This window comes from Streptomyces sp. NPDC054866 (assembly GCF_053610745.1).
This window is the reverse complement of record NZ_JBSGZA010000013.1, coordinates 53,664-74,400: the sequence shown is the minus strand read 5'-3', so window position 1 is coordinate 74,400 and position 20,737 is coordinate 53,664. Positions and strand designations below refer to the sequence as shown.

Here is a 20,737-nt window from a genome sequence, read left to right as displayed (position 1 = left end):
ACCCCTTCCGTGTCCCACGGCACCCACCAGACCACCACCCCCACGAGCAGCCCACCCACAGGCCACCGTGCCCGCACCCTCACCCTCGCCGTCGTCCTGACCGCGGAGCTGATGAACGCGTTGGACGGCTCCGTCGTCTACACCGCCCTGCCCACCATCCAGGCCGACACCGGCGCCAGCACCGCGGCCCTCCAGTGGATCCACGCCGCCTACGCCCTGACCTTCGCCCTCGGCCTGATCACCGGCGGCAGGCTCGGCGACCTCTATGGCCGCAAACGGGTCTTCCTCGTCGGCACTGGCGTCTTCACCCTCGCCTCCCTGCTCTGCGGAATCGCGACCGGACCGCACCTCCTGATCGCCGCCCGCGTGCTCCAAGGCGCCGCGGCCGCGGCGATGGTGCCACAGGTCCTGGCCACCCTCCATGTCACCTTCGACGAGCACTCCCGTACGAAGGCGTTCGGTCTGTACGGAACGGTTATGTCGCTCGGCAGCGTCGCAGGGCCGGTCCTGGGCGGCGTCCTGACCCAGGCCGACCTGTTCGGTCTGGGCTGGCGGCCCATCTTCCTGATCAACCTGCCCATCGGCATCGCCGCCGTCATCCTCGGCCTGCGCTACATCCCCGAGTCCCGCGACCGCACCACCCGGCGCCTGGACCCGCTCGGCATGCTCTCCTCCGCGCTCGGCCTGCTACTGATCACGCTCCCGCTGACGGTGGGCGGTGAACATCGCTGGCCCGCTTGGTCGTTCGCGGCGATGGCCGCCGGCCTGCTCATCCTGGCGGCGTTCGTGGCCCAGCAGAAGAGCAAGATGCGCAAGGACGGCTCCCCTTTGGTCGTCCTCTCCCTCTTCACCGGCCGCACCTTCAGCGCAGGACTCGCCACCCAACTGGCCTTCGGCCTGCTGTCGGGTGCCTTCTTCCTGTCCTGGTCCCTGTTCATGCAGGACGGTCTTGGCCTCACCCCCGGGCAGGCCGCCCTCGGCTTCGTCGCCGCATCGCTCGGCGAGATGGGCGGGGCCTGGCTCGCCATGAGCCTGGTCCGCCGCTACGGCCGTGCCGTCCCGCAGGCCGGAGCCCTGCTCGCCGCCACCACACTGGCCGGCTACCACCAACTCATCACCACAGAGGGCACCGGCATGGGGACCGTACTGGCCGCCGCCCCCATGCTCGCCGTCGGCCTCGGCCTCGGCATGATCGGCGCCCCGCTCGCCGACCTCACCCTCGGCAAGGTCGCCCACAAGGACGCAGGATCGGCCTCCGGCCTCTTCAACACCTCCACCCAGCTCGGCATCGCACTGGGCACCGCCCTGACCACCGTGGTCCTCTTCACCCACACCACCGCCGGCACCCGAGGCCCGGCCATGAACACCGCCTTCGCCGACAGCCTCTGGTACGTCGTCGGCACACTCATCGCGATGTGGGCGCTGCTGCTCCTGCTTCCCCGACGGACTCGCTCGAGCTGACATACGAGGGGCGATGGCGTTCCGCACCGTCGCCGCTCGCACGCATGGCTGTGAACGCGAGTTGGGGCTCTGGCCCACTTCTTGTGGTGACGGCCTGGCTGCTGCCCCGTGCCCGGTCGGAAGGCCTGACCCCCATGGTTCCGGGACGGAATCGACGGGGACGATCACGGTTTCGGTCGAGCCCACAAGAAGGATGCTGCCTGCGATCTCGGCTGGCGGACACCTGCGGTTGTTCTCGGCATGGCTGGTGCGGTGGGCGGGGAAGGAATCTCCGCATGCGGACGGTGAACGGAGTAGGGGCGGCGGACTTCCTGTACGGCGCTCGACCCCAGATGCTGACTGGCCCCGGCTACCTGCTGCCGACCGGAACGGCAGGCATCTGGCGCGATGAACAGCAGGATCTGCTGGTGGTCGCGGACGGCGGGCACGCTGTGGACCTCTTCACCGACCCCCGGTGGAGCCGCGCGGCGGCGGTCCGCAGCCCTGGGAAGCATCCGAACCGCGGTTCCACGGTGTTCACCGGCCTGGATCCGCCGTGCCACACGCGTCTGCGTGGGATGGTCGCCCGAGCCTTCACCCCGAGCGCGGTACAGCAGTGGCAGCCGGCCATTGCGCGGCGTGCCGAGGAGCTGGTTGCCACACTGCGCTCGTCCTGCCGGACAGTCGATCTCCTGTGGTCGTTCTGTCTTCCGTTCGCCTTCGGCGTCCACTGCGAGTTCCTCGGCATACCCAACTGTGCCCGCCGGCCCTTGCACCGTGTGTGGTGGGCCTCGTTGTGGTCCGCCGACGACGAGGCGGAACGCCGGCGGACCGCATGCGCAGTGCGTCGGGTACTGGCTGACCTTCTCAATCCTCGTGACCGGACTTCCCTGACGGGAGTGTTCGCCGGTCTCCGCGCAGCCCTGCGCTGTGGGAGGCACAGCGATACGGACGTCCTTGATGTGGCACAGACGCTGGTGGGCGACGGCGCTTGGCTCGCTGCCTCACAAATCGCGCAGACAGTCGCCAGTTTGCTCATACGATTCGGAGAACTCCCGCCGGACCAGGCCACGCTGCGCCGCGCGGCCGAGGGATCGCCACGCAGCACGCCGGCGATCACCCTGGCCATGCCCCGTACCGCCGTGGCTCCCCTGCGCCTGGGATCCCTGCGCATCGCACCAGGCCAGCGGGCCACCGTGGCCATTGGCCTGGCCAACCGCGCCTCTGCCGTACGAGATCAGGCCGTCATATCGCCCGGGTCGGGGGAGATCGACCGGGACCTCACCTTCGGACATGGTCCGCACTACTGCCTGGGCGCCTCCTTGCTCGCGATGGAACTGCACACCGCTCTCACGGCGTTGGCCACGGCGCTGCCAGGCCTGGCCATGGCGGCGTCCGAAAGAACCCTGCCGTGGTTTGCCACCCCGACAGTTCGTGGTCTGCGACACCTCCCAGTGACCTGGGCATGCGGCCGACAGCTGCGCCACTGACACCGCCCGCACCAACGATCTGTTCTTCACGAGATCACCAACAGCGCCAAGGCGGTGGCTGGCGCTGCCAGGATGTGAGGTCCAGTCCTGGCCGACTGGCCCAGCCTTCTTTCATCGCGGCGAAGAAGGCTGGCTCCGGCTCCAGGTGCATCACGTTCGGCCACAGGACAAGGCGCACCGAATCGGGTGCCTCAGCGACCATGACGAGTGTCGTATCAAACGCATCATTGTGATGTGGTGGACGACCCGCCCCACGGATGAAGTGCAGCACATCACGCCCACCCCGGGCGCCGGGCGCTCCTGGGACTCGCCGCCCCCGACGGTGCTCCGGGCACCGTGCCCTCTCCGGCACCGCCGACCGCCTCGCCGGCTTCGGAGGCGTCGCGCCGGTGCCCCGTGACTCCGGCCGGCTCAGCGGCAACCTGCGGCGCCCCAACCGATACAACCGGAGGCTTCAACGGGTCTTCTACACCTCCGCGTTGTTCAGCATCCGGCACTGCGAGGACTCCCGCCGGCCAGCCGTCCTCGCTCTCGCCCGCCGCCGCGTCAACGTCCTCTGAGCCCTCCTGCGCGACGGACGACGCTACGAACCCACGCCTCCGGTTGCTCTCGCGGCTTGACAGACGGCATTAGGAATCAGTCAGTGACGGGCCGGGTCGGGTGCCGGATCTGACGCCTCCGCCCGATGAGGTCCGCTTACTGCACGCCGCCCTCACACGACTGGTTGCACCGCCTCTATGATCGACCGGCCGCAGAACGACAACGGGTGGAGGGCGCGATGCCTGGTCAGATCGCCGCAGTGAGCCGTAACGAGGTGTACTCGTTCAGCAAGCCCAATCGCGATTCCATCACGCTGCTTCCGGGGATCGGAGTGGAAGGTGACGTGCACGCAGGTGAGACGATTCGCCACCAGTTCCGCATGACCTACGAGCCGGACCTGCCCAACCTGCGCCAGGTCCACCTGATGCACGAGGAACTTTTCGACGAACTCGCGCTCAACGGCTTCAAAGTCTCTGCGGGCCAGCTCGGCGAGAACATCACCACGCGCGGGGTGGAACTGTTGAACCTGCCCACCGGCGCTCTGCTCCATCTCGGGGAGCAGACGGTGCTTGAGGTGACAGGATTGCGCAACCCGTGCTCGAAGATCAATGACTTCCGCAAGGGCCTGCTCGGTGAGGTCTTTACTATGGACCCCTTGTCCGGCGAGTTCACCTTCAAGTGTGGCGTCATGGCTGTGGTCCGCCGTGGAGGGACCGTCCGCGCCGACGATTCCATCCGGGTGGAGCTTCCGCCCCGCCCCCACCGCCCGCTGGAACGGGTTTAGGCGCCGATCATCGCGATCGGGCTGCGCAACCTGCGTGAACACGACCCGGCCGGGCCGGCGTTGCTCCGCTTCGGCCACGTCCAGGGAGTTCCCGCCACGGCCCTGAAGTTTTTGAGTCGGTTGATCGTTCGCTCGACCTCGTTACGGCGTTTGCAGATCGTCTTGGCGAAGCAGGTGGGCCGACCGCCCTGCTGGGGATCGCGGTCGCGGGCTACGGTGGGACGAGCGGCGCGTCCGGCAACGGGGCCCCGGCCGGCGCTCCGGTAGGCGCCGCCGCCAAGGTCGCCGGGCAGGCTGGCCCTGCCCGGCGGTCTTCCCACGCTCAGGCATGTTCGCGATGGCCGTCGTGCCTGCATCCCGATCAGAGCTTCGTGTGCGGGAGGGGCCGGACGGCGGCGGGGCGGAGCATCTGCCCGGCTGCCAGTTCGCGATAGATCGGATTGTTGGTGAGCAGTTCCTCGTGGCCTCCGCCGGCGGTGGCGCGGCCGTGGTCCAGTACGACGATCTGGTCGGCGTGCTGGACGGTGGAGAGACGGTGTGCGATCACCAGCAGGGCGCATTCCCGCGCGACGTCCTTCATCACTGCGGTCAGCGCGGTCTCGTTGATGGCGTCGAGGTGGGAGGTGGGCTCGTCGAGCAGGAGGAGTTGGGGACGGGCGAGCAGGGCACGGGCCAGGGCGATGCGCTGGCGCTCGCCTCCCGAGAGGGTGTTGCCGCGGTCGCTGAGCATGCCGGACAGGCCGCCCCGCAGCCGTCGTACGACATCGTCGAGCTGGGCGAGCTCGATGACGCGCCGCACGTCGGCCTCGGCGGCGTGGGGCACGGCATAGGTGATGTTGTCGCGCAGGGTGCCGTGGACGACATGGGTGTTCTGATCGACGACGGCGATCTGATCGCGGCATTCCGCGCGGGTCAGTTCCGTGGCGGGCCGCCCGTCGAAGATGAGGACTCCGGAGTCCGGTTCGTAGAACCTGGCCACCAGAGCGAAGATCGTGCTCTTTCCGGCGCCCGACCGGCCGACCAGGGCCGTCTGGCTCCGGTGGGGGGCCGAGAAAGTGACGCCGCGAAGGACCGGGCGGTCGGGGTGGTAGCCGAAGGTGAGGTCTCGCAGTGCGAGGGCGGGTTCCTCAGGCGAAGCGGCTTGTGGAGCCTCTTCGCAGGGACGCGCCCGTACCGTCAGGTGCCCGGGGTGAGAGGGTTCCGCAGGCAGGTTCAGGGCCTGTTCGATGCGCTGGTAGGCGCCCATGCCGCGCTGGATCAGGCCCACCGCACGGAAGACCGAGGACAGCGGCAGGACGAGGTAGGAGGCGTACAGCAGGAAGGCGACGAGGTCGCCGAGGGAGTTGGCGTGGCCGGTGACGCGCAGGCCGCCGATGACCAGGACGAGCAAGAAGGAGCCCTGGACCGCGAGCTCGACCGCCGGGCTCATCACTGACGCGAGTTTCGCGGTCCGCACGCCCGCGTCGTGAGCGGATTCGATGCGTTCGCCGACGCGCTGCGCTTCGCGGTCCTCGGCCCGGTGGACGCGGACCATCGGCAGAGCGCCGAGCGCGCGCTCAAGGTCTGCGGCGATCGCGCCGACGGAGTTCTGCATGTGCTCGGAGGCGGCACGGATGCCCTTCAGCAGTGAGGCCACGACCGCAGCGGCGGTCGCCACGGTCAGGGCGACCAGGACAAGCAGCAGCGGATCGATCCACATCATCAGGGCAATCGCACCGGCCGCGACGAGGGCTCCCGTGACGAGGTCGACGAGAGCCTGGGAGACCACCTCCCTGAGCAGGGTGGTGTCGGCGGTCACGCGGGAGATCAGATCGCCGGTGCGGTGGCGGTCGTACTCCCGCATCTCCAGCCGCAGCAGTCGCGCGACCAGGCCGTGACGGAGCTGGCGTACGACTCTCTCGCCCATGCGTTCCAGGACGAAGCGGCCGACGGCGCCGGTGGCTGCCTCGATGATGAACAGCACGGCCAGGAGCAGCAGAAGTGGCCAGAATGCCCGTCCGTGGTCGCCCGCGTCCACGATCTGCTTGGCGACGAGAGGCTGGGCGAGCCCGAGGACCGAGGCCACGAGAGTGAGCACGGTGGCCACGACGATGGAGGCCCGGTGCCCGGTGGTGAGCCGGTACATGGTGGCCACCGCGGCCCGTGTCGAGCGGTCCGGCGCCTTCGCCTGCAGGTCGGTCATGGGCGGGGAGGCCGGTTCGTGTCCGGCGGCCCCACCGCGAGCAGCCGCGCGAAGTAGTCGTCGGGCACGTCTTCGCCGATGGGCCGGCCCTCTGCCTCGATCCAGGCGTGCGCGTTGAAGGGGGGCACCACGCTTGCCCCGGTGCACCATGTGGGCCAACTGCCCGTCAGCCGGCACAGCAGGGCGGCGGCCAGCGAGCGGGGCAGACAGCCTTTCGGACCGGCGCAGAGCAGGCTGACCGCGCACACCGCGTCCCGGGCCTTCTTCGCCTGTGCGGCGGTGGCCGGCGTGGCTCCGCGACGTACGACACCGAGGACCGCGCGGATCCGGCGGGGGGACAGCAACGAGAGCACGACGGCGGGAAGCAGCACGAGGCGGGCGGCCAGACGCCGGGTGAAGGGGACGCCAGTGGGCCGCTCCAAGGCGCTCGGTGTCGTCATGAGGCCAGCCCCGACTCCCGCAGTTCCCGCACGAGAGCCGTGACGTCCTGCTCCGCGCGGGCCCGGTCGATGTCGAACTCCGTGACGAGCGCGTCGACGGCCGCCACTTCCTCGCCGCCGTCGAGGAGGGTCTTCACCACCAGGGTGCCGGTGGGGTTGAGTTCCCAGTAGTCGCCGCTGCGCTGGTCCAGGAGAACTGTTCCGTATTCGGTCTCCGCGGTGGAGACATCGGGGCCGAACCGCAATGCCATGGTGGGTGACTGCCTTTCTCCGGTGGCGGATCTAGCGGGTGCGGGTGGGGGAGAGGCCACGCAGCCACACTTCGGCGGCGATGGTGGAGTAGAGGATCGCGTCACGCAGCCCGGGAGCGGAGGGCCGCTGAGCGAGGCGACGCAGCGCTTGGCCGTCGACCAGGCCGAGCTGTTCCAGCCTGGAGTTCTCCCACAGGGCCAACAGGTCGGCGCGGTGCCGACGCAGCCCGTCGGCGGCGTCCATGGCGGCTGCGGCCTTGGTGGTGCGCCGCAGGCATGCCTCGGGCACGATGCCGCGCATCGCGGTGGTGAGGACGGGCTTGTACGCCCAGGGCGTGACGCGTTCGTCCGGCCGGATCGCGAGGCACGTCTCGATGACGCGGTCATCGAGGAACGGCGAGGCCATGGGTACGCCGGCGCGGGAGGCCATGCGGTCCCACTGGCGGATGATGCGCGTGCACGAGCGGATCGCCTCCAGGTCTGCGTGCAGACCACGGTCCGGGTGCAGCGGTGTGACCGTCGCGGCCGCCTCACTCAGGGCTTGCTGCGCCAGCCGTTCCGCGTCGGGCGTCACCCAGTCGAAGAGGCGGGGCGGCATGCCCCAGCCGAGACTGGTGGCGACCGTGACAGGGGCAGGGTCGCGCAGCCGGCCGCTGGAATCGGCGAGCCACTGCCCGTACGGCCGTGAGTCGGCCAGCGCGCGGACAGTGGCGCCGAGCGGCCACTGCCACAGCGCCCGGAAGCCGCGCAACTGCCGCAGCGCGAACAGCGGACGTGTGCGCGCCAGCCGGTGGTAGTACGCCTCGGAGCACCACGCCACATGGTCGCCCCCGATACCCGTCAGGTGCAGCCTGCTGCCCCGCTCGGCCATGCCGGGCAGATGATGTAGTACCCGCGAACGGTCCATGACACCGATGGTGGGCTCGTCGAGCAGGTCGTCGATGCTGAGGAGATCGTCGTAGACCAGCGGCGAGGCGTCCGCGTCCCAGACCACATGCTCGACGTCCGGCAGGTGCTTCGTCGCCTGCCGGGCCCAGTACAGATCGGTGTCGGCGGGATCGCGCCCCGGCCAGGTGCTGGCCACCACGTTGGCGGGGGACCGGTCGGCCAGGAAGCAGATGGAGGTGGAGTCCAGGCCCCCGGACAGATCGCAGCTCACCACGCCGCCTCTGCGGGTGCGGGCGTCGACGGCCGCGGTGAGAGCATCGCGGACCAGCGGTGCGCCGTCGGCGAGCGTACGGACCGGCTCCGGTGGGGTCCACCACCGCGAGTGGCGTACGGTCCGACCGTCCGCGGCGACGATCAGCGCGTCTTGTGGCGAGACAGCGGTGACACCACGCCAGAGAGACTCTTCGAACAGCGGATACGGGGCCGGCCACAGCAGCCGTACCGCCAACTGCTGTTCGTCGGGCGCGGTGCCGAGCGCGTTCGCGAGTAGGTCGGCGCGGGTGGCGGCCACCGGCACGCCGTTCACGGCAGCGTGGAAGACCAGGCGCAGCCCGGACGCGGTGCCCTGCACCCTGAGTTGCCCATCGAGGGTGGCGATGAGGTGGAAGCTGCCGGGGAGGGAGTGGGCCAGTGCGTCCAGTTCGGCGAGATGGCGCAGCCGTCCTGCGCGGCGCTCCAGTTCGGCGGCACTGATCGGGCAGCAGCCGATGACAGCGAGGGCCGCGCTGCCGGCATACCCGGTGACGACTTCCTGGTCGTCCCATTGCCCTACCAGCCATGGCCGGCCCGAGGGGTGCTTGAGGGTTCGTGTCCCGGGGTGGGCGAAGGCGCGGGCCACGGCGGCCGCGTCCTCATGGTCGTTGAAGACCGCGAAGTGCGCGTCGCCGGGGCCCGTCCCCGCACTCTCGTGCAGTTCAGCCATGACGTCAGGTCAGAAACCGTCGGTCGTCAGTTCTTGCTCAGGATGAGTCGGTCGTTCCCGTGCCGCTGCAGCAGCCCGGTTTTCTTGCGGAACGTCCCGAGCCGGACCAGCGTCGGCGCTTCGTAAGCCTTCTTCATGACCTCTCCTCAGGTAGAGGATTGACGCCCGCTTCCCTGGTCGACAGCGCACGGGGGTCCCGGTCTGCTGCCGGCCGGCCCGAGGCTCATCTGGAACCGGGGCGGGAATGTGGACGCAGCACCTAGCTACGTGCATCACCGCATGGGATGACAAGGGCACCGAGGGAAAATAGACAATATGGAAAACTCAAATGCGGTCCGTGGCCGCGGCGTTGCCTTCGGATTTAGTCTAAAACTGCATAATGTAAGGCTGCTCTGCATGTATGGGCGAAAAAACGTTCTGACCTGCGTATCGACAGTCGTCTGCTGGTCGTGCACGGAGAGGGGACAACGGAAGACGGGCGGAGCCGCCGGGGGGTACTGGGTTCTTGGGCTCGCGCTTCGTCTCCCTGCCGGAATGGGCGGCTCTTTCTCCTGGTCCGGTAGCTCTCTTGCGTCAGCATCGGACTCCGTGTGACGCGTTCCGGGCAGGTGTCGTGTCGAGCTGACGGTGCCCGGTCATCGCCCAGATCGTTGGCGTACGCCTGGTGCTCCGTGGGCAACGGCGAGGAGCAATACATCCGTATTGAGTTTGACCATGGTTGAGGGGCCGGGTGACCCTGGACCGTCCGTTCGGGGGCACCCGGCATCTCACATCGCGAAGGGGCTACGGCTTGGGCGAGAAGAAGCGGCGTAAGCGGCCCAGGAGTTCGACTCACTATGTGTCCTCGTATGAGCCGCTGGGAAATCCGGGGCCGGACACCAGTGAGGGTGACGCCCGTGATGAACGGGTTTCTGCGTTTTTTGGTGAGGTGTCGGAGCTGGCGTTCGAAGCCGGGCCTCGGGGGCTGGAGCTGTCCCGGGTCGATGTCGAGACGGGCACCTGCCTGTTCCGCAGCGAGCCGGAGGCGGACCCACGGAAGGTTATCCGCGAGACCGGAGGGCTGTCAGAAGAGGAGGTAGCGATGTCGGAAGGGCCGGAGGGGATGGTCCTTCCTGGATCTCCCCCGTGGGCGCATCTGGCGTGGCTAGTAGGTGAGTTGCCTTTCGTGTACTCGTTCCGCGGTTACGGGCCGGAGGGGGGTCCGGAGCTGTGCGGAGTGGATTCCCCTACCCGGGAGTGGGCGGATGTACTGGTCGACCACAAGGGGGAACGGTGGCGGGTGCGGGTGGTGCTGGAGGGGCGCAGCGAGCCGCTGGAGTACCCGGGGATGATGATCGGTGAGCTGTTCGGGGCGGGTGAGCACCGCAAGCGGCGGTTCCGGAGTAAGCAGGCCCCGTATGTGATCGACCCAGGACTTTAGAGGGGCGTCGTGGGATACCAGCATCCCATGGAGGTGGTCCAGGAGGGGAGCATGACTGGACTGCCTGGGGCTGGCCGAAGGACCCCTCCTACCGGATTCCGGTGGGGCAGCACCCCTAACTGTAGAGGGCGAGAGTGACGCAGGGCCCGCCACGCACATGTGGACGCACGCTGCTGGTCAATCCGGGCCGAGCGTGACGTCGGGCGCTGAGACCTGGTTGTGGTCTTCCAGCCTGACGTTGTCGTGCCGGAGCGGGTGCCATGTCGTTGTAGCCGAGGGCGTCGGGGGCGAGCCGCCGCCTCACGCGACCCTGGAGAGCCGCCACCGAGCCTGATATGAGACGTGCGTTCGGGCCCGGGCAAGGGCCAGATGTGCTCTGCGTCTAAGGTGGGATTGTGCATCGTTTCGAGGTCGTGACAGCCGTCGCCGCGCCCCCGCACCAGGTGTTCGCGGTATGCCTGAACGTCGAGGTGCACACCCGCTCGATGGCCGAATCGTCGGAGCGAGCAGTTGGCGGCAAGACCCGGGGAGAGCTGGCGCTCGGCGATACGGTGACTTTCCAGGCTCGCCATCTCGGCCTGTCCTGGCGGCTCAAGGCCCGCATCACCTCCTACGACCGGCCCCGATGTTTTGTGGACGAGCAGGAGTCCGGACCCTTCAAGCGATGGCGTCACGCCCACTACTTCGAGCCGGATGGCGCCGGCGGCACCATCATGAGGGACGTCATCGACTTCGCCTCACCGCTGGGGCCTGTCGGACGCATCGTCGACAGACTCCTCCTGAGCCGGTATATGCCCCACCTCATCAGAACCCGCAACGCCTACCTGGCCAGCACTTTCGACTGAGTGGCCGGGCCAGGCGCTGTCCTCCGCGCTGCGTGCCCTGCAGGTACGGCTCGCCGGAGACGCACTCTCCAGCCTGGCGATGATCACCGAGTGGACCGTACTGGGCATGCCCGTCGCCACCGGGCACATCGAGCTCGCCGGAACGCCGGCACGGATCAGGTGGGGCAGCGCACCCCGCAGGACAGACGGCGTCGGCAGCGCGGGATCGCCCAAGCTCTGCAGATCCAAAGGCGAGGTCTTGTACTAGAACTTCCGCACATGGGCGGGAAGACCGGGATCGACCACAGGCGAGGTATTGCGGGCCCCGATCAACGCCTCAACGTCCTGTACAGATTCTCGTCCCTGTCGCGTCATGCTCCGCGTTGTGCCCGTGTCGGTGAAGGCCACGCCACCAGACCAACGCCCAGCGGCAGCGGCCGGAGTTCTGCTGCTCGCCCGGGGATTGTCAGTGGCGACGGTCATGATGATCTGTATGGCGATCACGATGACGAATTACGCACTGACATGGACCGACCCGCAGGGCAATCGGCACGGGTCAGCCGTCGGCTATGACGAGGCGAGCGCGCAGGATGAGCAGAGCAGCGCTTCAAGGCGACTGGCCGCACCGACATCGTCATCGATCAGGTGAAGCCGGGCGAGCTGCCCGTCGTTACCGCCTAGCCGGTGGGGCGGAGGGCTTGGGCGCGGCGAGGTTGGTCGGTGTGACTGCGCCGGGGCCGAAGCCGGCGCGGGCCTGGTCGGCGGCTGCCTCGATGAGGCGTGCTTTGTCGTCATCGGCGTCGAGGCTGAGCTGGTGGTGGGCGGTGTCCGCGGGGGTGAGTTCGGCGCGCTGACCCAGGCTGCGGACGCGGGCGTGCTGCAGGCCAAGCGCCTCATATAGCCTCCGTAGGCGGCGCGGGTGAGGCCATGGCTGTGGCCGGTGGCCTCGGGCAGGGTGACGCGGCGGGTGGTCGTGGAGCGGTCGGCGTAGCGCACCGTCAGGATCATGACGTGGCACACCTGCTGTTCGCCGCGCAGCCGGATCCCGAGCTGCTCGGCGAGCGAGAGCAGAGCACGCCGGTGCTGTTCGGGGTCGAGTTCGTCGCGATCGAAGGAGCGCTCGCAGACCGCGGTGCGCACAGGGGCCTGGGGGACGAAGGGCCGCTGATCGATGCCGTGGGCGTGCTCGTGCAGGGTGCGGCCCATCTCCGCGCCGAGCAGGCGCTGCACGGTGAGCAGCGGCGCATCGGCGAGCTCGCCGACCGTGGTCAGGCCAACCCGGGCCAACTGGCAGGCGGTTGAGGGGCCCACCCCGTACAGTGCGGCGACCGGCTAGGGCTGCAGGAACGCGGCGATCGCGTACGGATCGGAGCCGAGCACGGTGATCTGGCCGGGCGGGGTGACGGCCGCGGCCATCGCCGCGAGCATCGCGTTCGGCCCAACGGCCGCGGTGCTCGGGACGCCGTACAGGGCCAGGGCCCGCAACCGGATGAGCTGGGCCAGGCCCTCGGCGTCGGGCCGGAATCAGCCCAGGGCGCCGGTGAGGTCCAGCTCGACGTTGTCGGGCGGCAGCGCCCGCAGGCGGGGCGTGATTGCCTCCATCAGCGTCAGCAGTTACTCGAACAGCCCGCCCTGCCCGTTGTGGGGGAGGTGGAAGTGGACCCGCGCGATGCACGGTGCCGTGCGGTGAGGCCGTGCGGCCGGGGTGCTGGTCATGGTCACCCCGCCGATCCGGGGATCACCAGGCGCCTCAGAGTGCCTCGGTTCCCTCCCGCGGACGGGCGTGCTGGCAGGGGCCGCTTTCGGCGGCCGGCTCACCTTCCGGCGAGGGCGGACACCGTGCGGTCAGCAACCGATCAGACCGCCCTGATGTCTTCCTAGCCATGGCCCAGTGGAACCCGCCCCATCCGCTTTCCTCGCCGCACTGCGGCCAGGACGCCGACGCTCAGAGTCCGTCCGGCTGTCCCGGCCGTTCTGTAGCCCCGCATCAGGCTTGCTTGGCCCATCTTGCCGACGCTGACCGAGCCGCATACTTCGCGACGCTGAGGCCCGGCGATGACGTCGATCACCGCGGTACCACCTTCACCGAAGGCCTGCTCGATGAACTGCTCAATGCGCTTTGCCCCCCTGTGCGTCGGTCGCCGCAGGCCCCGAGAGAGCGTCGCGCTCAGCTGGGCAGAGCACGCTTCACCTCGGCCACGTTCAACTGCAACGCTGACTTCGGCCGAGCCACCTTCCATGGCTTCGCGGATTTCGGCTCGGCGACCCTCAACGGCGAGGCGCGATTCTATTCAGCTCTCTTCATGCACGGTGCCACGTTCGAGGACACGACCCTCAACGGCAGGGCCTACTTCAACGGGGCGTTCTTCAACGAGAACGCCTGGTTCAAGTCGGCGGTGTTCAACGACCAGACGGAGTTCGGGGGAGCGACCATCAAACAAGTCGCATGGTTTGAGTTGGCGACCTTCACCGGTGATGCCAACTTCGGGAGGACGACCTTCACCATCGGAGCAGGCTTCGAGCACGTGGTCTTCAAGAAGAAGGCCAGCTTCGGTGGCGCCACCTTCAACGGCGACGCCAGGTTCGGGGCGTCAACCTTTAGCGGTGACACAGATTTTGGCGCCATGACCGTCATCGGCGACGCCCGCTTCGAGGCGGCGGTGTTCGAGGAAGCCACACTGGTGGGGCCCTTGGTGTGTGCGGGCAGACTCGTGCTGTCAGGGGCATCATTCGGCGGGGCGGTGTCGATCACTGCGGCTACCCGGCGCGTGGAATGCCGCCGCACTCGCTGGTCCTCAAGGGCCTCCCTCGAGCTGCGGTACGCCGGCGTGGACCTGGCTCACGCTGTGTTCGAGTACCCATTTAGACTCTCCGCCGCTCCGACCCCCTTTGCCCGCCGGGATGGACGAGCGGTGTCCGAAGAGCCGCTCGATGGCGCTCAGGGCAACGCCGATGTGCGACTGCTGTCACTGCGCGGCGTGGACGCTGCCCACCTGGTACTTGCCGACCTGGACCTGGCACGGTGCCTGTTCACCGGCGCCGTGCACTTGGACCAGATCCGACTGGAAGGCTCCTGCACTTTCGACACCGCCCCCACCGGCACATCCCGGCAACATCGCCACTCCGCACCAAACCTTCCCGACTCCGAGACTGCTTCCTCCCGGGCTTTGCGATGGCCGCCCTGGCTCCCGGTCCGGTTCACCCAGCGCGGCACGCTCGCCGAGGAACACGCCTGGCGGGCCCGACAGCCCCGGACCGCTCCAGGCTGGAACCCGGCCATTTTTGACGCGCAGCATGCCGGGCCCGCGCAGCTGGCACCGATATACCGAGCGCTGCGTAAAGCCTTTGAGGACAGCAAGAACGAGCCCGGAGCCGCAGACTTCTACTACGGGGAAATGGAGATGCGCCGCCACGATGCAGCCACCAAGCCCGCCGAGCGCTGCCTGCTGACCGCATACTGGGCGCTGTCCGGCTACGGATTACGCGCCGCCCGCGCCCTGGCCTGGCTGGGAGCAGCGCTGCTCGTCACCCTCGTACTGATCATGGGCCTCGGCCTGCCTGACCATTCCCCCAGGCAGACAGCGACCGGCACCGTTCCGGCCGGCGGCGGCCGGGTCTCACTGACCGTGGACAAGCCCGACCCCAAGCTCACCAGCGGGTTGGGCGAGCGGTTCACCACCGAGCGGTTCGACAAGTCCGTGCAAGTAGTCCTTAACTCCGTGGTGTTCCGATCCAGCGGCCAGGACCTGACCACCGTCGGTACCTACACGGAGATGGTCAGCCGCTTCACCGAACCCGTCCTCCTCGCTCTGGCCATCCTCGCCATGCGAGCCCGTATCAAACGTTGACCACAGCTCGCCAAGCTCTGCGCAGCCCACTGCGCCCGGCAGCCCCGATTCAACGTATGGGCGCACGGCGACACAGCACCTTCGCCTGGCGTGGGTCTACAACGCGCGTCATGCGGTGAGGCCTCCGGCAAGACGACAGGCTCCTACCACCACCGGTGGCGGGTGCGCATGCACAAAGGCTGGTGGGGACCGGCGCGTTGGGCTTGGCACGGGCTCCGGGGCGAGGTCGCGGGGATACGATCGGGGTCCTTGTCCGGGACGTTCGGGTGGGGGGACTTTCGTGGCTGAGCTGGTCCAGGAAAAGCAACTGGATGTGTGCGTGGACTCCTTCGCGTTCGCGTTTCAGGAGTCCTGGGACGCTGACCTGCCGGTCGTGTTTCCCGATGCTTTCGATGCCGATGTGTTCGTGAACGCGTTCCCCGGGCGCGTCGATCTTTGCAGTGCCGGCCACACGCACACTGCGGCGGTGACGGTGCAGGTTTGGGACGGGGATCCGGCCGCGGAGGATGAGGCCACGTGGGAGGTGCGGGGTGAGGTGGGATTTGAGTCGGTGAGTGGTGATGTCGCGGTGTGGACGCCCTCGTTGGGGCGTACCGATGACCTGATCGAGCTTGGCCGAAAGGGCCCGTGGCGGGTGCGGGCGCACTGCACGGGGCGTGCCGAGCTCGCTGAGCTGCGGGAGTCACCGGAGCCGGTCGTCGGCATCGAGCGCTATCTGGTGCAGTTCTTCCCCGCCAGCTGATCCGAGGTCAGGGGGCGGCCGGCGTTCGCTGGCCGCCCCCATGCCGTCAGGATGTGATCTTTACAAGGAAGGCGTCGTCGTCGGTGTCGGCGAGCATCCTCGAACCGCCTTTTCGGCGCTGAGGGGGGAGCGGCGACACCAGGACACTCCGCGGCGCCCGGAACCTGAGCCCCGATCACCGATCAGCGTCCCCCTCTCGGGCCCCGCCACGTCAGACAGGGGCCCGAGCGAGGGACGCTACGCTCCCGCGAGAGGGTGCGTCAGCCGGACGTTGCCCGTTCCAATGGCAGCTCAGTGACCTTCACCGGCTCGGTCCCGGCCGCACTGTGCCGCGCCGACCAGTTCTCCAGCGCTGCCCCGCACGCGTGGTCGAGGTGGTGCAGGCCCGAGAGATCCAGCCGGATGGGACGGTCCTGAGGCAGCGCCTCCAGGCTGTCGAGGATCTTCGGCAGCCGCAGGAAGGTCGCATTGCCCGTCAGGCACGCCTCGATGGGACCGGCGCCCTTGTCGGTGACCTCCAGCCTGATATGCGAGGCCTGCCAGGCGGTCTTCGCCACGGACAGCGCCAGACCGATCAGAACACCCTCGAACATGTTCACCGCGACGATCGCCACCGCGGTGACCACCAGGATCAGCGCCTCGCCCCGGTGCGCGCGCCATAGCGCCACTGTCGAACGCAGTGGGATGAGCTTCCACCCCGCATGGACGAGGATGCCCGCGAGGGCCGGGATCGGGATGAGCGCCAGTGCGAAGGGGAGCAACGCCGCGAACAGCAGCAGCCATACGCCATGAAGGACGCGCGAGGCCTTGGTCCGCGCGCCTGCCTGGACATTGGCGGAGCTGCGCACGATGACCGCGGTCATCGGCAGCGCGCCGAGGAACCCGCTCACGACGTTGCCTGCGCCCTGGGCGATGAGCTCCTTGTCGTACTCGGTGCGCGGCCCGTCGTGCAGCCGGTCCACGGCCGCCGCGCTGAACAGGCTCTCGGCCGACGCGATCAGGGTGAAGGCCAGAACTGTCCCGAGCATGCTCACGTCGGCGAGCCCACCGATGGCGTCGAGCCCGGGCAGTTGAATGGAGCCGGCCAGCCCTTGCACCTCGACCGTGTCGACCGGCATGGCGAATGCCAGAGAGGCCAGTGTGGCCAGCGCGACCGCGGCGAGCGCCGCCGGAACGGACCGTACGGGCCGCGGCAGCCGCTTCCACACCAGCATCACGGCGATGGTGCCCGCGCCGAGAGCGAGGGATGCGAGGGCAGTAGTGCTCCCGGCGGCATCGACCAGTGCCCGGGGCAGCCCGGAGATCTTGCCCAGGCCGGAGGCCGGGGCCGTCATGCCGGCCGCCGCGTACAACTGGCCGGCGATGATCACGAGTCCGATGCCGGCGAGCATGCCCTCGACGACCGAGACCGAGATGGCCCGGAACCAGCTCCCCAGTCTGAAGGCTCCCATGGCCAGTTGGAGAAGGCCGGACGCGAGCACGATCACCCCGAGTGCGGGCAGCCCGAATTCCTGCACGGCCTCGAAGACCAGAACGGTCAGTCCGGCGGCAGGGCCCGAGACCTGGAAGCTACTGCCGCGCATCATGCCGGTGACCAGACCGCCCACGATGCCGGTGATCAGGCCCAGTTCGGCCGGCACACCGGAGGCCACGGCGACGCCCACGCACAGCGGCAGGGCGACCAGGAACACGACGAGCGAGGCGGCGAAGTCCTGCCGCAGATGAGGGAATTTCGTCCGGAGGTCCACGGTCGCGCTCACAGGGCCTGGAAGGTGTCGCTGTGCACGTCATGGGCCAGTACGGACCCCGTGTGCACTTCGTAGAACCAACCGTGCAGGCGGAGTTGGTTCTGCGCGAGGCGGCTTTCGACGTAAGGATGGGAACGAAGTCGCAACAGCTGTGTCAGCACGTGGTTCTGTACGGCCTGGGCGACGGCTGGGTCTTCCACCACCCCTTCGGGCCGGGGCGTCGCGTGCGCGAGCCAGTCGCGCACCGCGGGGACGGAGGTCAGGTCGTCACCGCGTAGCAGCGCGCCCACCGCGCCGCAGTGCGAGTGGCCGCAGACGACGATGTCCTGGACTCCGAGCACCTCCACCGCGTACTCGATGGTGGCCGCCTCGCCCGTGGGCTGCTCGGAGGCGTACGGAGGGACGATGTTGCCCGCGGTCCGCAGCTCGAAGAGCTCACCAGGACGGGCCCCGGTGATCAATGAGGGGACGACCCGGGAGTCGGAACAGGTGATGAACAGAACCTGCGGGGACTGGCCCTCGGCCAGTCGGGCAAACTCCTCGGGTCGTGCCGCGGACTGTAGGTGGAAGGACCGGGCGTGATCGATGAGGGGCTGCATATCGGAAAGTTCCTCCTGGCACGCCAATGGACGGCGCGTCGGTTGGTGCGAAGCGGTGGGCTCGACAAGATCCACAGTGGCGGAGTGATCCTGAAGACAACCTGAAGCCACCTGAACCCGCCTTCAGGTGGCCGGTGGCAGGGGGCCGACTGTCCGCTTGTCGCCCCCCCAACCCTCCGCTCACACCACGGCGCCGGAATCCCGCCCCCGTCCGCGCCGCTCCAGCGGGCTGCGCGCTCCGTCGTCCTCGCCGCGCTTGGGGTGCACCGGCGGCGCCGGGCGGCTGCCCTCGAGTTGCACGGCGATCGGCACGGCCGTGAACACCGTCGACGCCATACCGATCAGGACGCCGGCGATCAGCGCCATGGAGAAGTCCGCGAGCGAGTCGCCGCCGAGCACGGCCAGGGCGGCCAGGATGAACAGTGCGCCCATACCGGTGTTCACCGTGCGCGGCAGCGTCTGGATGACGGCCTTGTTCGCGGTGGTTTCCAGGTCTGCCGCTGGCTCGCGGCGGCGCGCCTCGCGTACCCGGTCGAAGACGACGACGGTGTCGTTGACGGAGTACCCGATGACCGTGAGCAGGGCCGCCAGGAAGATGCTGTCCACGGGCTTGCCGAGCCAGGCGAACAGACCCACTACGAGCAGCACGTCGTGCACCATCGCCAGTACCGCCGCGGCGGCGAACGTCCACCGGAACCGCACACTGAGGTAGACCAGCTGGGCGGCTACGGCGATGCCGAGCGCGATGAGCGCGTGCCGGCGCAGCTCGTCACCCAGGCTCGGCCCGATCAGCTCGTCGCGCTCGACGGTGACCTCGCCGCCCTCCTTCGCCAGCGCCGATTTGATCGTGTGCTGCTGGTCGTTGCTCAGCTCACCGGTGCGTACGGAGATGTCCCCGGCCCCCGACTCCTGCACCACCGCGCGCGGGAACCCGGCGTCCGTGACCGCCGTGCGGGCCGCGTCCACGTCCACGGGCCTGCTGGTGCTGTACTCCACCAGGCGCCCGCCGGTGAACTCCACCCCGAAGTGCAGGCCGCGCAAACCGATTCCGGCGACGGCAACCACGATCAGCAACGCGCTGACGCCGAGCCAGCGACGCCGGTGGTGCACCAGGCGCGGGGTGCGGTGTGCGAGCCAGGCTCGTACCCGGCCGGTGGAGGTGATGCCCGTCAGGCCGAGCCGGTTGCGTACGAAGCGCCGCCCGATCGCGAAGTCGGCGAGGACCCGGGTAATCACCAGGGCCGAGATCATCGAGACGAGGACACCGATGGAGAGCGTGACACCGAAGCCTTTGACAGGGCCGGTGGCGAAGAAGAAGAGCAGCCCGGCCGCGAGCAGAGTGGTCACATTCGAGTCGACGACCGCGCTCCACGCCTTGCCGAAGCCGGTGCGCAGCGACTTGTCCAGATGCGCCGAGGCCGGATCCAGAGCGCGCACTCCCAGATATTCCTCGCGGGCACGCTCGAAGACCAGCACGTTCGCATCCACAGCCATGCCGATCGCCAGGACGAAACCGGCGAGTCCGGGCAGTGTCAGGGTCGCCCCCAAGGCGACCAGAGCGGCATAGGAGATCAGCCCGTACAGCGCGAGCGCGATGGTGGCCAGGGCGCCCAGCAGCCGGTAGACGACGAGGATGAACAGCCCCGTCAGGGTGAGTCCGATGACCGCGGCCTGGGTGCTGGCGGCGATGGCGTCGGCACCGAGCGTGGGGCCGACGGTGCGCTGCTCCACGACCTCTACGGGCACCGGCAGCGCACCCCCCTTGACGAGCGCGGCCAGATCGCGGGCCTCGTCCTGGCCGAAGCCACCGGTGATCTGCGTGGAGCCGCCGGAGATGCCGACCTCGCACGCCACATCCGCGCTGACGCCGGGCGCCGAGAGGATCTTTCCGTCCAGGACGATGGCGACACGCCGCTCGAGGGCGCCCTGCGGGGCACAGGCCGCCGCCCCGGTGACCCGTGCCCAGTCCTTGTCCGCCTGGCCGCGGAAGGTGAGGTCGACCATCCAGCCCGACATCTTCTGCTGGTCGAGCACCGCCTCGGCGTCCTTGACGCCCTCGCCGGTGAGGGCGGTGGGCCCAAGCTGGAGGAACGCGCCCTTCTGGCCGGGGTCGGCCAGGGTACGCGAGCCGTCCTTGGCTGGCTTCCCCTTGTTCTCGTCCTGCTGGTCCGTCGCGCCCTGGACGGGGTGGACGGTCAACTGCGCGGTGCGGCCGATGACGTCGGCCGCCTCACGCGGGTCCTGCACGCCGGGCAGTTCGACGATGATCCGCTGCTGCCCGGACCGGTACAGGCTCGGCTCGGACACACCGAGAGCGTCGACCCTCTGACGGAGCACCTCCAGGGCCCGCTGGGTCGATTCGGCATCCGCCTCGACGACGGGCGAGTTCTTGGTCTCCAGGACGATCTGGGTGCCGCCGCGCAGGTCGAGGCCGAGGCGGGGGGATTGGGTGAGAGCGAAGAAGAGCGAGGCGGCGATCACGCCTAGGGCGACGATCGCCCGCCACATCTGCGCGCGAGACATGAGTTCTCCACGATGGGCAGGCAGACGGAGTCGACG

At 68.9% G+C, this 20,737-nt stretch carries 16 protein-coding genes and 2 pseudogenes; 9 read left to right on the top strand and 9 right to left on the bottom strand.

The window, feature by feature from the left end; translation table 11 throughout:
- The first annotated feature begins 9 nt into the window (after positions 1-9).
- The 4 genes and pseudogenes from ACWGI2_RS40005 (at position 10) to ACWGI2_RS39990 (ending at position 4,254) form a co-directional block, all read left to right on the top strand.
- Entirely contained in the window at positions 10-1,461 is a 1,452-nt protein-coding gene (locus tag ACWGI2_RS40005) for an MFS transporter (RefSeq protein ID WP_453700886.1), read from the top strand.
- A 275-nt stretch (positions 1,462-1,736) separates the two neighbouring features.
- Positions 1,737-2,930, top strand: a complete 1,194-nt coding sequence (locus tag ACWGI2_RS40000) for a hypothetical protein (RefSeq protein ID WP_453700884.1) — start codon at positions 1,737-1,739, stop codon at positions 2,928-2,930.
- Between the two features lie 356 nt (positions 2,931-3,286).
- Positions 3,287-3,550, top strand: a pseudogene (locus ACWGI2_RS39995) (transposase); the annotation flags it as partial.
- A gap of 158 nt (positions 3,551-3,708) precedes the next feature.
- The gene (locus ACWGI2_RS39990; protein WP_453700883.1) at positions 3,709-4,254 is read left to right on the top strand and encodes an MOSC domain-containing protein; all 546 of its coding nucleotides are present in this window, start codon (positions 3,709-3,711) and stop codon (positions 4,252-4,254) included.
- A gap of 361 nt (positions 4,255-4,615) precedes the next feature.
- On the opposite strand, the gene ACWGI2_RS39985 is transcribed toward ACWGI2_RS39990, so the two are convergent.
- The 5 genes from ACWGI2_RS39985 to ACWGI2_RS39965 are packed head-to-tail and all read right to left on the bottom strand — an operon-like array spanning position 4,616 to position 9,134.
- Complete coding sequence (locus tag ACWGI2_RS39985; RefSeq protein ID WP_453700882.1) at positions 4,616-6,436, bottom strand: ABC transporter ATP-binding protein; 1,821 nt, start codon at positions 6,434-6,436, stop codon at positions 4,616-4,618.
- Positions 6,433-6,876, bottom strand: a complete 444-nt coding sequence (locus tag ACWGI2_RS39980; RefSeq protein WP_453700880.1) for a lasso peptide biosynthesis B2 protein — start codon at positions 6,874-6,876, stop codon at positions 6,433-6,435. Before ACWGI2_RS39980 ends, ACWGI2_RS39985 begins: the two co-directional genes overlap by 4 nt.
- Entirely contained in the window at positions 6,873-7,127 is a 255-nt protein-coding gene (locus tag ACWGI2_RS39975) for a lasso peptide biosynthesis PqqD family chaperone (protein ID WP_453700879.1), read from the bottom strand. Before ACWGI2_RS39975 ends, ACWGI2_RS39980 begins: the two co-directional genes overlap by 4 nt.
- 31 nt (positions 7,128-7,158) lie before the next feature.
- Positions 7,159-8,997, bottom strand: coding sequence for a lasso peptide isopeptide bond-forming cyclase (locus tag ACWGI2_RS39970; RefSeq protein WP_453700878.1), 1,839 nt, complete (start codon positions 8,995-8,997; stop codon positions 7,159-7,161).
- 26 nt (positions 8,998-9,023) lie between these two features.
- Positions 9,024-9,134 (bottom strand): keywimysin-related RiPP, encoded by a 111-nt coding sequence (locus ACWGI2_RS39965; RefSeq protein ID WP_453398218.1) that lies wholly within the window; start codon positions 9,132-9,134, stop codon positions 9,024-9,026.
- A gap of 1,079 nt (positions 9,135-10,213) precedes the next feature.
- Between ACWGI2_RS39965 and ACWGI2_RS39960 the strand changes: the two genes are divergently transcribed.
- The 3 genes from ACWGI2_RS39960 to ACWGI2_RS39950 all read left to right on the top strand — a co-directional run bounded on the left by ACWGI2_RS39960 (position 10,214) and on the right by ACWGI2_RS39950 (position 11,890).
- A complete protein-coding gene (locus ACWGI2_RS39960) occupies positions 10,214-10,417 on the top strand; it encodes a hypothetical protein (RefSeq protein ID WP_453700877.1) in 204 nt (67 codons plus the stop codon).
- Positions 10,418-10,812: 395 nt separating this feature from the next.
- Complete coding sequence (locus ACWGI2_RS39955; RefSeq protein WP_453700876.1) at positions 10,813-11,262, top strand: SRPBCC family protein; 450 nt, start codon at positions 10,813-10,815, stop codon at positions 11,260-11,262.
- Between the two features lie 472 nt (positions 11,263-11,734).
- Complete coding sequence (locus ACWGI2_RS39950) at positions 11,735-11,890, top strand: hypothetical protein (RefSeq protein ID WP_453398215.1); 156 nt, start codon at positions 11,735-11,737, stop codon at positions 11,888-11,890.
- A 21-nt stretch (positions 11,891-11,911) separates the two neighbouring features.
- Here ACWGI2_RS39950 and ACWGI2_RS39945 read toward each other — a convergent pair.
- A pseudogene (locus ACWGI2_RS39945) lies at positions 11,912-12,855 on the bottom strand (DNA polymerase Y family protein).
- A gap of 383 nt (positions 12,856-13,238) precedes the next feature.
- Between ACWGI2_RS39945 and ACWGI2_RS39940 the strand changes: the two are divergent.
- Positions 13,239-15,089 carry a pentapeptide repeat-containing protein gene (locus ACWGI2_RS39940; RefSeq protein ID WP_453700874.1) on the top strand — a complete coding sequence of 617 codons (1,851 nt, stop codon included), beginning with the start codon at positions 13,239-13,241 and terminating at the stop codon, positions 15,087-15,089.
- A gap of 280 nt (positions 15,090-15,369) precedes the next feature.
- Complete coding sequence (locus ACWGI2_RS39935) at positions 15,370-15,831, top strand: hypothetical protein (RefSeq protein ID WP_453700873.1); 462 nt, start codon at positions 15,370-15,372, stop codon at positions 15,829-15,831.
- Between the two features lie 260 nt (positions 15,832-16,091).
- On the opposite strand, the gene ACWGI2_RS39930 is transcribed toward ACWGI2_RS39935, so the two are convergent.
- The 3 genes from ACWGI2_RS39930 to secD form a co-directional block, all read right to left on the bottom strand.
- The gene (locus tag ACWGI2_RS39930) at positions 16,092-17,591 is read right to left on the bottom strand and encodes a SulP family inorganic anion transporter (protein ID WP_453398211.1); all 1,500 of its coding nucleotides are present in this window, start codon (positions 17,589-17,591) and stop codon (positions 16,092-16,094) included.
- Positions 17,588-18,178, bottom strand: a complete 591-nt coding sequence (locus tag ACWGI2_RS39925) for a carbonic anhydrase (protein WP_453398210.1) — start codon at positions 18,176-18,178, stop codon at positions 17,588-17,590. Before ACWGI2_RS39925 ends, ACWGI2_RS39930 begins: the two co-directional genes overlap by 4 nt.
- Before the next feature lie 180 nt (positions 18,179-18,358).
- Positions 18,359-20,701 (bottom strand): protein translocase subunit SecD, encoded by a 2,343-nt coding sequence (secD, locus tag ACWGI2_RS39920; RefSeq protein ID WP_453700871.1) that lies wholly within the window; start codon positions 20,699-20,701, stop codon positions 18,359-18,361.
- Positions 20,702-20,737: the final 36 nt, after the last annotated feature.

Coding starts and splice junctions, on each gene's coding strand:
- ACWGI2_RS40000 (WP_453700884.1), top strand. CDS start 1,737: ATGCGGACGGTGAACGGAGTAGGGGCGGCGGACTTCCTGTACGGCGCT.
- ACWGI2_RS39990 (WP_453700883.1), top strand. CDS start 3,709: ATGCCTGGTCAGATCGCCGCAGTGAGCCGTAACGAGGTGTACTCGTTC.
- ACWGI2_RS39985 (WP_453700882.1), bottom strand. CDS start 6,436: ATGACCGACCTGCAGGCGAAGGCGCCGGACCGCTCGACACGGGCCGCG.
- ACWGI2_RS39980 (WP_453700880.1), bottom strand. CDS start 6,876: ATGACGACACCGAGCGCCTTGGAGCGGCCCACTGGCGTCCCCTTCACC.
- ACWGI2_RS39975 (WP_453700879.1), bottom strand. CDS start 7,127: ATGGCATTGCGGTTCGGCCCCGATGTCTCCACCGCGGAGACCGAATAC.
- ACWGI2_RS39970 (WP_453700878.1), bottom strand. CDS start 8,997: ATGGCTGAACTGCACGAGAGTGCGGGGACGGGCCCCGGCGACGCGCAC.
- ACWGI2_RS39965 (WP_453398218.1), bottom strand. CDS start 9,134: ATGAAGAAGGCTTACGAAGCGCCGACGCTGGTCCGGCTCGGGACGTTC.
- ACWGI2_RS39950 (WP_453398215.1), top strand. CDS start 11,735: ATGGCGATCACGATGACGAATTACGCACTGACATGGACCGACCCGCAG.
- ACWGI2_RS39925 (WP_453398210.1), bottom strand. CDS start 18,178: ATGCAGCCCCTCATCGATCACGCCCGGTCCTTCCACCTACAGTCCGCG.
- secD (WP_453700871.1), bottom strand. CDS start 20,701: ATGTCTCGCGCGCAGATGTGGCGGGCGATCGTCGCCCTAGGCGTGATC.